Source organism: Virgibacillus sp. 7505 (assembly GCF_002272135.1).
Classification (GTDB): Bacteria; Bacillota; Bacilli; order Bacillales; family Amphibacillaceae; genus Terribacillus.
In genome coordinates this window covers 1-267 of sequence record NZ_NPBF01000197.1, presented here as the reverse complement: position 1 = coordinate 267, position 267 = coordinate 1, and the positions used below count along the sequence as shown (strand labels likewise).

Sequence of the window (267 nt, the reverse complement as noted above, 5' to 3'; positions counted from 1 at the left end):
TGGCAGATCTCGATCATGTGATGAAGCCAATCAACTATTACGAACAGGCTTTTCTAAAAGAACTCTGTGTTTGTATTTACGGAACTGATCTTCGAGACTGCTTCGGCCCCTACAAACTTACTGCCGAGATCGCCATAAGTTTTAATGGTGACATTGGTGACGTTTTCGACCGAACCATTGACCGATTACAATCAGCCCCCACAGAAGAATTCAAAAAACTTTCCCAAAATTTCGCCCGGAAGCTTATTCGCACATACTATTCAATGG

1 pseudogene is annotated in these 267 nt (G+C 42.7%); it reads left to right on the top strand.

The window, feature by feature from the left end:
* Positions 1-267, top strand: a pseudogene (locus CHH91_RS20955) (nucleotidyltransferase domain-containing protein); the annotation flags it as partial.